10 protein-coding genes are annotated in these 13,113 nt (G+C 63.0%); 8 read left to right on the top strand and 2 right to left on the bottom strand.

Going from position 1 to position 13,113, the window contains the following annotated elements; all coding sequences use genetic code 11:
* Positions 1–267: 267 nt before the first annotated feature.
* The 4 genes from BZB76_RS05165 (at position 268) to BZB76_RS34145 (ending at position 4,420) form a co-directional block, all read left to right on the top strand.
* Positions 268–2,376, top strand: coding sequence for a DUF4132 domain-containing protein (locus BZB76_RS05165; RefSeq protein ID WP_147449328.1), 2,109 nt, complete (start codon positions 268–270; stop codon positions 2,374–2,376).
* 524 nt (positions 2,377–2,900) lie between these two features.
* Entirely contained in the window at positions 2,901–3,191 is a 291-nt protein-coding gene (locus tag BZB76_RS05160) for a hypothetical protein (protein WP_147449327.1), read from the top strand.
* Positions 3,192–3,401: 210 nt separating this feature from the next.
* Positions 3,402–3,809 (top strand): hypothetical protein, encoded by a 408-nt coding sequence (locus BZB76_RS05155; protein ID WP_121433084.1) that lies wholly within the window; start codon positions 3,402–3,404, stop codon positions 3,807–3,809.
* Between the two features lie 287 nt (positions 3,810–4,096).
* A complete protein-coding gene (locus BZB76_RS34145; protein WP_147449326.1) occupies positions 4,097–4,420 on the top strand; it encodes a hypothetical protein in 324 nt (107 codons plus the stop codon).
* A gap of 2,101 nt (positions 4,421–6,521) precedes the next feature.
* Here BZB76_RS34145 and BZB76_RS05150 read toward each other — a convergent pair.
* Both BZB76_RS05150 and BZB76_RS34590 read right to left on the bottom strand, forming a co-directional pair.
* Positions 6,522–6,941, bottom strand: a complete 420-nt coding sequence (locus tag BZB76_RS05150) for a gamma-glutamylcyclotransferase family protein (protein WP_246006759.1) — start codon at positions 6,939–6,941, stop codon at positions 6,522–6,524.
* Positions 6,942–7,274: 333 nt separating this feature from the next.
* The gene (locus BZB76_RS34590) at positions 7,275–7,838 is read right to left on the bottom strand and encodes a hypothetical protein (RefSeq protein ID WP_170180511.1); all 564 of its coding nucleotides are present in this window, start codon (positions 7,836–7,838) and stop codon (positions 7,275–7,277) included.
* Here BZB76_RS34590 and BZB76_RS35175 point away from each other — a divergent pair.
* The 4 genes from BZB76_RS35175 to BZB76_RS05130 all read left to right on the top strand — a co-directional run bounded on the left by BZB76_RS35175 (position 7,827) and on the right by BZB76_RS05130 (position 13,053).
* Positions 7,827–8,789, top strand: coding sequence for a site-specific integrase (locus BZB76_RS35175; RefSeq protein WP_211342832.1), 963 nt, complete (start codon positions 7,827–7,829; stop codon positions 8,787–8,789). The genes BZB76_RS34590 and BZB76_RS35175 overlap by 12 nt on opposite strands.
* Before the next feature lie 1,450 nt (positions 8,790–10,239).
* Complete coding sequence (locus tag BZB76_RS05140) at positions 10,240–11,115, top strand: ABC-three component system protein (protein ID WP_211342831.1); 876 nt, start codon at positions 10,240–10,242, stop codon at positions 11,113–11,115.
* Complete coding sequence (locus tag BZB76_RS36530; RefSeq protein WP_121433081.1) at positions 11,112–11,363, top strand: ABC-three component system middle component 6; 252 nt, start codon at positions 11,112–11,114, stop codon at positions 11,361–11,363. Before BZB76_RS05140 ends, BZB76_RS36530 begins: the two co-directional genes overlap by 4 nt.
* A complete protein-coding gene (locus BZB76_RS05130; protein ID WP_121433080.1) occupies positions 11,353–13,053 on the top strand; it encodes an ABC-three component system protein in 1,701 nt (566 codons plus the stop codon). Before BZB76_RS36530 ends, BZB76_RS05130 begins: the two co-directional genes overlap by 11 nt.
* The last annotated feature ends 60 nt before the right edge of the window (positions 13,054–13,113 follow it).

Here is a 13,113-nt window from a genome sequence, read left to right as displayed (position 1 = left end):
GCTCCTGCCCTGAACGCTCCGGTGAAAGCTCGCAGGAAATGCAGGGAACGATCCAATGTCGTCCGTCCGTCGTAGATTGCATGATCCAGCGGTCCGCGTCCACGTGCTCACGTTCTCGCCGTCCGCGACCAACCATGAAACGGACAGATGACACACTCCTCCCGCGTCCCTGAGGCACCCGCGAGCCTGCTTCCGTCCCTATTGGTCCAGCCGCCGTGGACACGCGAAAGCACTCCGCGCTCCGCGGCACCGCCCGTCGTACAGGGGTTGAAGCGGCCGAAGACACCGACCGTCGAGTCCTGGCCGCCTGGGTTGCGGGAGAAGTTCCGGGACGTCTCGGACGGCTGGCGCGACAGGGAGACCCCCGTCCCTGATGACGTCGACTTCGCGGCGATCGCGGAGTACTTCCGCAGCGGCGACGCCTTGGAGGACGCGCGCGGCGGGCGACGCGCCGTGCGCTACCGCTGGCTCGTGCTCGACGGTCCGGACGACCTGGCCCACGAACTCCTCGCCGACGAACGCTACTTCGACGACTACTCGGGCTGGGTCTACCGCGTCCCCCTCCGGCGTTTCGCCGCGCGGCGGGGGCTGGCCGCGCACCCGCTGCTCCTGCACGCCGCGAAGAAGCACCTGTCGTGCGCGGTGGCGCTCGTCCCGTTCCTGGACGACGCCACCGCCCAATTCATGATCAAGGGAATGGGCGTCTGGAACGTCGAGGAGGCGTCGCGGGCCTGGTTCGCCTGGCACGGACCGGCCGCGGCCCCGTTCGTCATCCCGGACGCGCTGCGCAAGCCCGGCCCGAAACGCACCCAAGCCGAGAACGGGCTGGCGATCATCGTCCGGGAGCACGGCCGTGAATGCGTGATCGAGGCCGCGGCCAGGTACGGCGAGCACGTCGCCGAGGCGATCGCCGCGTCCGTCAGCGACCCGCTCGACCGCTACCCGGACCCGCTTCCGGAGCCGGACGAAGACTTCGTCCGCGAACGGCTCCCGCAGGTGCTGCTGCGGGGGAGGGAGCACGCGCTGCCGGTCTCCGCCACCCGGCACCTGGTCACGATGCTGCGAATCTCGTCTCCGAAGGAGCCCTACCTCGGTTGCGAGCCCGTCTTCGAGCACCTGGACCCGGACTCGCTCGCCGAACTGGCCTGGGCCCTGTACACCGCCGAGTTCGTCCGGGACCGGTGGGCCTCCGAAGGCGTCGAGTACGCGTTGCGACGACTCGGCAACGCCGGGACCGCCACCAGACTCGCGACCGCGATGGGCCGCTGGAGCAAGTCGTCCGTCTGGTCATGGCGAGGTTGGGAAGCCCTCGACGTGTTGACCGCGCTCGACTCCCCCGACACGCTCCGGCTCCTCGACCAGCTCGCCCGCAAGGCGACCGACGTCAAACGAATGCGGCCCAACGCGCAGGGACGCCTCAACACGATCGCCCGCGAGCGCGGTATCACGCCCGAGCAACTCGCTGACCGGCTCGTCCCGGACTTCGGACTGGACGACGAGGGCGGCCTCACCCTCGACTACGGCCCGCGCCGCTTCCGCGTCGGGTTCGACGAGGAACTCAAACCAACCGTCCTGGACGAGAACGGCCGCCGACGCAAGACGCTGCCGAAACCAGGCGCGAAAGACGACGCCACCCTCGCGCCCGCCGCCTACAAGCGGTTCACCGACCTCAAAAAGGAGGTCCGAGCCGTCGCCGCCGACCAGATCAAACGCCTCGAACAAGCGATGATCTCCCAACGCTCCTGGACGCCGAACGAGTTCAGCAAGGTGCTCGCCGCACACCCACTCCTCCGCCACATCGTCCGCCGCCTCCTCTGGTCCGCCGGAACGACACACTTCCGCGTCGCGGAGGACGGCACATACGCCGACGTCGACGACAACGCGTTCACACTGCCAACCGCACCCGTGACACTCGCCCACCCGATCCTCGTCGCCGACCTCGCCCCCTGGTCGGAACTCTTCGCCGACTACGAGCTGCTACAACCGTTCCCGCAGCTTGGACGGACGGTGTACAAGCCGATGAACGGCGAGGCAACGACATCTCGGCTAACCCGCTTCGAGGGCGCATCCGTACCGAACGGCCCGATCTTCGGACTCACCCGAGCAGGCTGGACACTCGGCCCCAAGGAAAGCGGCGGCTACCAACGACACATCTCACTGAAACTAGGCGAAAAGCAATACCTCGTCCTGTACCTGGACCCCGGCATCCGCATCCTCACCCCCGAGGACGCACCGATCCAGCAGATCGAAGAGGTACGACTCGCCACGTCCAGCCACGGCACAGGCAAGCTCACCTTCGAGGAACTAGGCCCCGTCCTGACCTCCGAAGCCCTAGCCACCCTGACAAAACTAACCACCCAGCACAAGGAGCAATAACACCCTTCCGCGGACACACAAAGACCTCTGGAGCGCGTTCCTGACCCACGGCAGCGAGCACGAAGACCGCCCACCTCGCCTACCCGTTCCGACCCAAGGCGACCCAATTCGCCCAGCCGCTCCGGCGGGTAGGCGGGACATGCAAAACGCGCGGACACGTAACGCACAGCCCAACAATATCTGTCACCCACTTTCGCAACACCCCAATAATCACGTCTCCTACGCTGAGCGGAAAGAAATCAACGCGACCTGACAGTCGGTGGAGGCCACGACAACACCACACTCAAGAAACATCGTCAGTTGGCACGCCAAGCGCGCTCCGCGCGTACTCGACAGCGGCGCCTTAGAAAAGGGCGGCAACCAATGCGAACTCCGTAAAGCCCTTGACGCAGCTGACTTAATCAACGACCCGGCGACCGCCCAGGCTTCATCACCGCAGCCTACGCGGGAGGCACCGTCACGCGCCTCATAGGGACGATCGAGGGTCTCCAACAGCCGGCGACCACCGCCCTATGATGATTGCCATGAAAACCCAGATCTTACTTACCGTGCTGACTTTCACGCTCCTGCCCGGCGCGTCCGGCTGCGCGGCCGCCGCGCCGTCGGGCAGCGACATCGTGGTCCGGCATGCCGAGAACACGGTAATGACCTACGACGAAACCGTCCGTGACTTCGCAAATCTTCGTGGCCTCGCCGGCGACAACTCCGATGAGTACTGCCGTAAGAGTCTTGCCAACGCCCAGGCACTAGGCGCCACGTTCCCGTCCGGGGAGGACAGGTTCCTGCAAGCCTGCCGGGAAGGTCTCAAGTCCTGACGGTGCAGCAACCAGTGAAGTGTCGCAACCGATCGACACGTATTCCTTGAGTTGCGGGAAACCAGTCACGTTGTGTGATCGTCGGGGAGCAGCGCACTCCAGGACCCCGCAGCTTTAGCTCGAAACCTCGTGTCCCGTCTCACCGCACGACAAAGCACACGGGCAGAACACCGCTTCCGCAACGAGCGGCTTCCACGAGACACTGCTGGCATGAAAGGGACGTTCCGGCTCCAGCGCCAGACGAGCCGTGGGGCCCACTTTGCCGAGGTAACCGTTGACGTCACCCCCGCCCACCAGCCTGAAGTTGTAATCGGAGTCGACACCTTCGGCTGGCGCCGTGAGGTGTACGGCCCTGACGCGTGGCCGTACACCCACGACAACGATCTTCAACGCGAGGCGGCCGAGGGCGCCTGGTACGCCCTGCACCACCTTCCGGAACCTTCGCCGCACGTGCGGGTCCTCATCACAGAAATCATCAACAAGGTAGCGGACACGTGCCCCGGCGACGTGAAGTTCGCAGCCGCAAACGCCGTCTGGCGCGCCATCGACCAACACCCTGCCGCCCCTTCCAGCCTAGACAAGAACGGAACACCCCACTTCCCCCACCAAATTCGCTAGACGGCCCTCTCGGATGCCCTGGGTTCCGCCCTCGTTCAGGCTCGTCCAGACCCGCTGTTAGCACCGGTGTTAGCAAACCGAAGTACTCCCCGCCGACCGGTCCGGAGGTGCTCGTTCGCGCGGACGGCGCGCAACCCCATGACAGACCGTCTCGCGCGAACGAGTGCATCGGCTCGCGGGAGGCGGGGGTCGCGAAGCCCCCACTTCGGGCATGTCGAACCAGCTAAACCGAACAGCGCGCGGCCCCCTTGATCTACTCTTCTCAGCCACCGCATAGCCTCATCCGAATGAATGAAGCAGTCCTTATCGAGGTCACCGTGCTGTGGGCCGAACACCTCGGTGCGCCGTGGCCTGAAGAGCTGTACCGGGTGGATGACCGTGACGGCGATGTGGTCGAGATCGATGGAGCGATGGCTGGATGCATCTCGACCTATGTGCAGGACCGTGGGGTGCTCGATGCGAAGCGATCGCGCATCCTCCAAGCCTGCGCACGCGACCTTCAAAAGATCCTTCCCCACTTGCATGGTGAAGGTGCACAATACATCCGCCGTTTGATCCGAATGGCGGAGTTGATAGGTCGGCCAGAAGACGCTGTCACCTCAAGCTCGTAACTCCCCGTCCGTCAGAGGGCGCCTCATGAGACCGGACGACCAGGCGACCCGACGCGGCGGAACCGGACGGTACAGGCCACATACCCGGCTCGCAATGGCCGGGCGCGGTCGCCCCGGCGGCCGCGGAGCGGCGCCTTTGAAGAGGCAGGAAAAGTTCTAACCAGAAAACCGCTATGCGCGCTCTGGTCTGTACGTCCCGTACTCGCGTGGTGAGCTGGACCCCTGATCGCCTTGGGCGTGCGGCGCAGCCTCTTGTGAGTCCACGTCCGTCCAAGGTCATGCAGCCCCGTTGTCAGCAACCGCACTAGCACGGTTAAGGCCCTTGTGAGGGACTGTTGCTGTACAGCAGTCTGTTGGCCTGCGGCGGGGTCCATGCCAAACAGGGGAAGGCGTCCCAGAGTGACTGGCGGGAGTGCCCTCCGGTGGCCGGGGGTCCAGGGGGCGGCGCAGCCCCTGGGTCCAGCTCGCTCAACCATGTCTTGCGCGAATCTCGTTGGCCTCTGCGTGAGCTGCCTCCGCCTCCGCGGCCGCACGCTCCCGGTCCTCTGCGAACAAGAGCCGCTGGGCCAACTCCTCGAGTACAGCCGCCATCTCATCCCGCCACTCGGCAAACGCAAGCGATCGGACCTCCGAAGGTCGACGAGCACGAACCTCGCGCAGCCGCTTCAGAGAACGCTTGAGATCGTCAGGGACGGTCACGGTCACCTTCAATGAGGGGCTGAACCGATCGTAGGCGGCAGCGCGTCCCAGGGCGGACCGGGCTGGCGACCAGCAAGCGCGGCCAACGGCGCGAGCGCCGCCGCTCCCTGACACTCGACAAGATGATCGAGCGCGAACTCAAGAAGATCAAGAAGCCCAGGAGGGAGCGGAAGCCCGGGGGATCGGGCACGTAGTGGGCACGGGGGATGAGGAACTAAGAAGGCCCAGAGTCAGTGACCTGGGCCTTTGGGGTGGGGGCGGGTGACGGGAATCGAACCCGCGTTGTCAGCTTGGGAGCAAACCGATCACACCTGCCACCGGGGCCAAGCTGCTCAAACACCTGCCCGCAAGTGACCGCTCATGCCCTTTGATCACCATGCCTAATCGCCCGCTAATCGCCCGGCCGCCTCCGCGCTGGCTGCACCTTCGCTCCCTTCTCGCTCCAACCATCGCCCACCTGAACAAACGCAGCAACCGGTCCGGAGGGTACATTCGCGCAGCGGCGAGAACCTGGCAAGGGCTATCCGCGCGAATGTGCCCTCCGGGTTACAGGAGGGGTCTGGGGAACCACGAGGTTCCCCAGAAGCGCACGCGCACCCGGCCGCGCTGAGACCTGCACATGCGGCTGGTCCGTCCAGCTCGCTGGGCGTGGCCGCCTCGGCGAGGCTGCTACTTCCGTCCTCAAACAGTTCCCGCTGTTGGACAGGGCGGCCGTGCACGGCGGCGCGAGACGGGACCGGACGGAACAGGCCGCATGCCCGGCTCGCAGAGCCGGGCGCGGCCGCCCGGCGCCCCGCGTCAGCGGGGCGCCCTTGAAGACGTAAAGAAAGTTCTCATTCGGGTGACTCAGTGCAGTGTGCGCAGGTACGACGGTGGCAGATGCATGCATCGATGAAGCAGCCGCCTGTGCTCTCTCCGTTGCATGCACGCTGGTTTGTGGGCCAGCGTGCATCGATCTCGACGGCCATCGCTCGGCAGTCGGTACAGGCGTTGTCGCGCTCCAAGAGCCATATGTTGTCATAGTGGGCAAGGCCGCTTGTGGTGAGGCCGCACAAGGTACGTTCCCAGGGCCCCCGAGCATGCATGATGTCCTGCTTCTGGTTGTGCACGCCCTCCCAACGCATCGCGGGTGGGTGGTAGAGGCGCCACTCTACGAGGGGCCTGTCCAGCGAGTAGTGCCTTGGCCTCTCGTGGTGGACAACCATCACCGCCATACACCACACACACGCGTATTCCGTGGATGCCGACAGGAAGTCACCCTGGTATGTCCCTGTCTCACTCAATTCGTGGCCGCAGATACGGCACGCAATAGAGTCCAACTGATCACCCTTTCCCAGCCGATCAGTACACGCGCAAGCGAAGCGAAATGGGGCACTCGGACGTGCGCCTGCGACGCCGCCCTTTAGCTGGCCTGCTGGCTCTCGTAGCGTTGGCGCCAGGCTGAGCAGCGCTCTACGTAGGCGGGCAGCTCGCGGGCCTCGAACTCCTCGGCGGACCAGTCGTCGTCTCCGACTTCGGCGCCGGGGTTGCATGCGTACGTCCAGCCGTGGCGTCCGTCGGTGAGGTCCACTCGGACGAGTTCATAGACGGGGTCCTCGAACGCGTCCAGGAGGCGCCACTCCTGCGGGGTGAGGCCGGTAAGCAGGTAACCGTGGGCGGTTTTGTCGCCGGGGAGGATGCCAGGGTACGGGCGTCCGGGCAGGGTGGCGACTCGCCATCCCTTGGCGCTCACTGGCTCGTGGTCGGTGACGCGGTCGATCAGCGCGAACAGGACCTCAGGAAACTGGAGACTGCCGTAGACGAACAGGGCCTCCGGGTCCACCGAAAGGCGGTCCCGCCGGCCAGAGTTCGGCGAGGTCGGTCGGGGTGAGCGGCGCTCGGTATGCGGCATGGAGTACCTCCCGGGACACCTTAGCGTCGGCCTTTGCAAGGGCTGCGAACCAGTCGAACCCGGCCGGATACGCCCACATGTAGCTGCGGTGCTGCGGGTTGGTTCCCCGGTCGGCGAGGTAGCCCGCAATGGTCTTGTCGGTTAGCCAGGGGACGCACACGCGTAGGTGGTCGGCGCATTCGGCGGCGGGTGTGCCGTCGTTGATTGCTCGGTGGACCTGGGCCAAGACGAGCTGTAGGTAGAGGGTGAGTCGGACGCGGGCCGTCAGAACCTTGTCCTCGGGCAGGAGATAGAGCGGCCATGCCTGGGCGAGACCTTCGAGCATGACCTGTTGGGGCGCGTGGACGCTGAGGAGACGGACCCATGGGACGTCTTCGGCCTCGGCCTGCGCGGTGAGGCTCGCGCCTGTAGGCCGTGGCCTAGAACCTCGTGTAGGGCGAACTGTCGGGCACCGGTCTGGGTGAACTCGGCGTTCGGGAGGTTGAGCCGTAGCCGGACGTCGTACCCAGCGCCGTCCAGCCAGTACGACCAGTAGGCGTCTACCTCGGCGGTCTCGATCGTGAGCGTGTAGGGGGCGGCGCTGCCGGTGGCCTGGCGGACGAGCGGCTCTAGGTCCTCGGCGGCCTGGCGGATGGCTTCGGGCGCCTCGCTGGCGTCGAGGAGTCCTTCGGCCTGGCGTAGCTCGGCGTTGGTCCTCTCGTCCCACCTGATGCCGAGATCGGCAAGTGCGCTGCGGGCTTGGTCCGCGCGCTCGGTGACGTACTCCTCGGGCCACCCGGCCTGCGGCCTCGGACGGTTGAGCTGTACCGCTGGCTGTTGCGCAAGCACATCGCGCCGCACCTCGGCGGCGTCCAGCTCGGCAAGCTCAGCACGTCCATGGTCCGGGACTGGCGGTCGAACCTCCTCGGGTCGGGCGTCTCCGAGACCATGGCGGCCAAGGCTTACCGGCTGCTGCGGGCGGTCCTCATGACGGCGGTCACGGAAGACAAGATCCTCTCGCGCAACCCGTGCCAGATCCGGGGGCCCGGCACCGAGGTCACGTCCGAGCGACCGACTCTGACCGTTCCTCAGGTGTTCGAGCTGGCTGAACGGGTCGGCACTCGGCCGGTCGGCAACATCCGCAAGCTCGACTCGGGAGAGTTCCGGCTTCGGTACCGGGCCAAGGGCGGCACGATGCGGCGGCACCCGGCCACCTTCGCGACCCGTCCCGATGCTGAGCGGGTGCTCTGGGAGCTGGCGGAGAACGGGCGCGCCGACGTCGTCCAGGACGACCGGCTCCGGGCGTTCATCCTCCTCGCCGCGTTCGCAAGCCTGCGGTGGGGTGAGGTGACCGCGCTCCGGCGCTGCGACGTCGACACCGTGAAGCGGACCGTCCGCGTGCGGGCCGCGTACGTCGAGCGGGCGAACGGGGAAATGATCCTCGGGCCGACCAAGTCACGGGCTGGCCTGCGGACGGTCGCGATCATCCCTCACCTGGAGGCGCACCTAGAGAAGTACGTCCGGCCGGACGCTGAGGCGCTCGTCTTCACGGGCGTCAAGGGCGGGCCGATGCGGCGTAGCGGCTTCAACAAGGTCACCCGGTGGCCGTTCGTGGTGAAGGCGCCCGGTGTGCCGAACCTGCACTTTCATGACCTCGGCACACGGGCAACACCCTCGCGGCTGACATGGGGGTCTCGCTTCGGAACCTCATGGCGAGGATGGGGCACGACAACGAGCGGGCCGCGCTGCGCTACCAGCATCGATCGGCCAACGCTGACCGCGCGATCGCGGACGCTCTAGACGCGCTCGTCCAGGCCGACCGCGAACGGGACGATGGGGCGGCGGGGTCGCTCGTTCCGGCGTAATCGCCCGCTAATCGCCCGGTGGCCTCGCGGCGCCGGAAACGATCAAGGCCTAGTGTCGGAGATCTAGTCCCTGACCTGGGCCTTTGGGGTGGGAGCGGGTGACGGGAATCGAACCCGCGCTGTCAGCTTGGGAAGTCACTTTTCTAGATCAACGATCACCAGCCACACCGCTGACCTCCCCTTACGTGCCTCCAACCCCGCTGACGACCGTTCGGCCCCGAGATCGCCCGCTCCAACGGGCACGCAACGGGCACGCTCCGGGCCCAGGTTCTCAGCAGGATGGATTGACCAGGAAGAGGAGTAGCCACGCCCCCTGACCAGCAAACGCGGGCCTTACCCGGCACAACCGGGGTCGCCCGTTCCGCAACTGTTCCGTGCTGCTGGGCTCAGCCCGGTGCTACTGCAGCGGCGGCGAACAGGCTTGCCAGGATGTTGCTCGCGACAGTTGCAGCAGGGTTGAACCATGAGCGCCACTTCTTCATGAGCATCACCTCCCCTTCGCCTCTTCCTTCGGACGACCGTCCGGAAGTGGATTCAGCAAGGTAGGCAGCGCCGCCGAGAAGCAGTAGCCCCGAGACTCGGTGAGACACCGAGCTCAACCCAGCAACGGCCCTAGTGTGACAGACAACCGCTCTGCGCGCTCCTGGTCTGGACGTCCCGTACACGCGTGGTAGCTGTACCCCTGATCGCCTTGGGCGTGCGGCGCAGCCGCAGTTCTTCCCCCTACCTTCCTCCCCCGGCCCCGACGGGACCTGTACCTAGCGGCGGACGGGTTCTGTCAAGGGTGGCCGTAGGCCATCACGTAGTGACGCCATCGGCGCCCTTGACAGGTTCCGGCCGACGCCATCCTCGATGGATCGGGTCGGGGGAGCCATGCGCATTTCCAGTGCAGCCTGCAACGTCCCTGTGCTGGCGGAGGCGAAATGCCCAGCTCGGTGGCGACGGGGCGGCGGCGCGACCCCGTGACGGCCGGTTGGGGCGGAGGCTGACAGAGGCGGCGCGATGCGCGGCCCGGCGCGGCCGTCCGGTGACCGGCGCCCACGCCGCACGCTCTGGGCGGCCCGGCGCTGGGCCGCGCAGCGGCGCAAGCGCCGCCGCCCCTTGATCCAAAACAGCCCAATTCGGCAGCTAATCCCTTGCGTCCTCTGCGGTCGCAGCATGCGCCCTGTCGGGGACCCTCGGGTCTGGCCGGTCACGGCCATGATGCGGTGTGCGTCTTGCCAGGCAGCCTCGTAATCTCAAAACTTGAGAGACGTTCCGCATAAGTTACGTATAAACTGCGCCACAGCGGGTAGTCATACCGTAAAGGCGATGGGATTTCGAGGAAACCTTTTGAAATGAGTGCTATCTCTGACCAGGATCGCGCTTGGCTTCACAGTCAGTTCATGGCGTACTCAATCCGTAAAACAGGGTTTGAATGGCAAGATTTCGTCACAAATCTTATGCACGCCAGACATGGAGGAAGCTTTATTCAAGTAGATCCCGGAGGTCGGGGAGACAAAGGATGTGACGGGTGGGTCGATGGATTAATGCTGGCTTGCTATGGAGCAAGCAAGCCGGATCAAAATTATGTGACCGATAAGATTCACGACGATTTTTTCGCCGCCCTTCAGCATTGGGGCATACTCATGAACCGATGGGCGTTTGTCCACAATAACGCTAACGGTCTCCCAATAATGGCCGCAGAGGGAGTAATCGAACTCAAGTCTGAATATCAAGATAATGTTGTCGCTATTGAGGTCTGGCCTCCACAAGTTCTCTGGGATCATTGTCTAGAAAAAACTACCCGAGAAAAACTAGTTCACGTCTTAGGTGCACCGCCCTCTGATCACCCCGCAGGAATGACGTACATTGCTCGATGCGTAGAGAGCTTGGCACGCACTCGCCTGAGAGAAGAGTCCGATGATGTTGCGGCTGTTCCTTTTGGTAAGATTGAGTTCAATGAGTTTGGCGTAGAGGTAGCGGAATTAATCAAACGCTTCCAAGTACACACGACTCATGTAAGGTTTTACTTCTCAAAAGCAACACCCGGGGAGCGAGCTCAGGTTTCCGAAAATCTCCGGGTGCGCTATGACGCTCATAAGGCCCGCTTGCAAAACTCGGACGCAATTTTTCATGCACTTTGTGATGATCTAATTGAAGAAGCTTTTCCTGGTACGGCGTTGGATGACGCAGAAGAACAGCGCAGCGCAGCAATGATGGTAGTGACGCACTTCTTTGAAAGTTGTGAAATATTTGAGATGCCAAGCGAGAGAGTATGATCCTTCCAACCAAGAATATTGCGCCAGACCAAGCACTCATTGCAGTTGGTGCACAAGTATTGATGCAGTTGGACCAGCCAGCGACGGTTAGCACTGTCCTTGATCGTCTTATCGCGTGGAGAGTTGAACATAAGATGCCGTCGTCTATTCCATTTTGGTGGTTCGCTCTGACCCTCGATTTCTTGTACACTACTGGTTCGATTAAGCTAGAAGCTGGCGAGCTAACGAGGGTGTCGCATGCTTCGTAGTCTGACGAGCGATCTCGAAAAGTTCAAAGCTGCGAGGTTTGGTTATGGTCTAAATATCGTACTTGCTGAGCGAACCAAGAAGGCAGCTTCTCAAGATAGTCGTAATGCCGTTGGGAAAACTAGCCTAATCAGGGTGTTGGACTTCTTGCTCGGCGCTGATGCTCGGCCGGACCACGTACTTAGACGGCCCGAGCTGGAGAGTGCAACTTTTTGGCTAAAGTTCGACCTTGGATCTGCCGTGGCTACTGCCGGTAGGTCAGGGGTGACCCCCGCTTTCGTTTCCCAGGGCGACACAAAATGGCGTCTCAATCAGTGGCGGCAGGAACTCGGCAGGGAGCTATTTGGTCTTCAAGGCTACGATGGCGAGCCTAGCTATAGGTCACTTATAGCTTTCTATTTAAGAGATGTCGCTAACGGTGCTTTTTCGAGCCCTGTCGAAACCCACAAAAAACAAGCTGCGCTTGCGACCCAGCCAGCCCTGGCTTGGCTGTTCGGGCTGGACACGGGCCTGGTAGGAAAGATTAAGGAGATTTCGGCTGCAGAGAAGAATCTCCGAGATCTCAGGAAGGCGACACGCGATCCAATTCTCGGGATGACTCTTGGACGTGCGCGTGATCTCGACGCGGAGATACGCACGCTGCGGATCGAAGAAGAAGCCCTCACCGAGCAGTTGTCAAGTTTCAAAGTGGTCGAACGCTACTCGGAGTACCGGGCTCAGGCTGATCAGCTAAGCCGACAGATTAGAGCGCTCAATGACAGACTGGTGCTTTCCGAGCGTCGGCTTTCCGATATCGACCAAGCTATCAACCAAGAAGATGACACTCAGCCCGATCATGAATACCTTGAGCAAGTTTATGATCAGGTTGGCCTTGTTCTGCCTGCTCATGTTAAGCGACGATTCGCTGAGGTCGAAGAATTTCACGCCTCCGTGATAAATAATCGGCGGCGGTATCTTGAGACAGAGCGCGCGAGACTAACAGAGGATATCGCTGACGACCGTGAGCGCCTAGCGCGTGCCGACGAAGAACGCTCAAGTCTCATGCGGCTCCTCGAAGCTGGAGGCGCGCTTGCAACCTACCAGGAGTTGCAACGTCAACTCGGGAAGCTTTCCGGGCGCCTAGCCGAGTTAATTGAGCGTCGTGAAACGGTCGATCGTTGGGAGAATGCCAATCGTCACCTGCAGTTGCGAAGTGCCGAGCTAGAAATCCTGTTTAGCTCTGATCTCGCCGAACGTCGTGTACATATTGAGGAGATAGGAAGGACGTATTCTGCGTTCGCCTATCGCATCTATGGTCGCAAGAGGCCGGCATCTCTATCTATCGAGCCTTCGAAATCCGGTTACAAGTTCACTCCTACCATCGGTGGCGACAAGAGCGAAGGCGTTCGGAGCATGGCGCTCTTTTGCTTTGATCTGACCCTAGCTGTAACTGCGCATAGACTCGGTCGCGGGCCTAATTTCCTCGTCCACGACAGTCATCTTTACGATGGAGTTGAAGGACGTCAAATGGCTAGTGCGTTGAACCTTGCGAGCGAAGTGGCGGTGGACGAAGGGCTGCAGTATATTGTTACTCTCAACTCTGATGATCTAGAAAAGGCACAGCGCGAGGGATTTGCAAGTGAGTATCGAGAAAGCGCCAGGATGACGGACGCGTATGATGATGGTGGCCTATTTGGGCTGCGTTTCAATTAGGCTGTCCGCTACCGCTGAGGTATCCCTGAGGGACAGGTTTTTTGGTGGCAGTAGAGTAGC

Source organism: Actinomadura pelletieri DSM 43383 (genome assembly GCF_003634705.1).
Classification (GTDB): Bacteria; Actinomycetota; Actinomycetes; order Streptosporangiales; family Streptosporangiaceae; genus Spirillospora; species Spirillospora pelletieri.
The sequence above is the reverse complement of the archived record's forward strand: the minus strand, read 5'-3'. Positions and strand labels throughout refer to the sequence as shown.

Bases quoted from the DNA above. Each gene is read 5' to 3' on its own strand.
- BZB76_RS34145 (WP_147449326.1), top strand. From the start codon at position 4,097: ATGAATGAAGCAGTCCTTATCGAGGTCACCGTGCTGTGGGCCGAACAC.
- BZB76_RS05140 (WP_211342831.1), top strand. From the start codon at position 10,240: ATGGCGTACTCAATCCGTAAAACAGGGTTTGAATGGCAAGATTTCGTC.
- BZB76_RS05160 (WP_147449327.1), top strand. From the start codon at position 2,901: ATGAAAACCCAGATCTTACTTACCGTGCTGACTTTCACGCTCCTGCCC.
- BZB76_RS05155 (WP_121433084.1), top strand. From the start codon at position 3,402: ATGAAAGGGACGTTCCGGCTCCAGCGCCAGACGAGCCGTGGGGCCCAC.
- BZB76_RS05130 (WP_121433080.1), top strand. From the start codon at position 11,353: ATGCTTCGTAGTCTGACGAGCGATCTCGAAAAGTTCAAAGCTGCGAGG.
- BZB76_RS36530 (WP_121433081.1), top strand. From the start codon at position 11,112: ATGATCCTTCCAACCAAGAATATTGCGCCAGACCAAGCACTCATTGCA.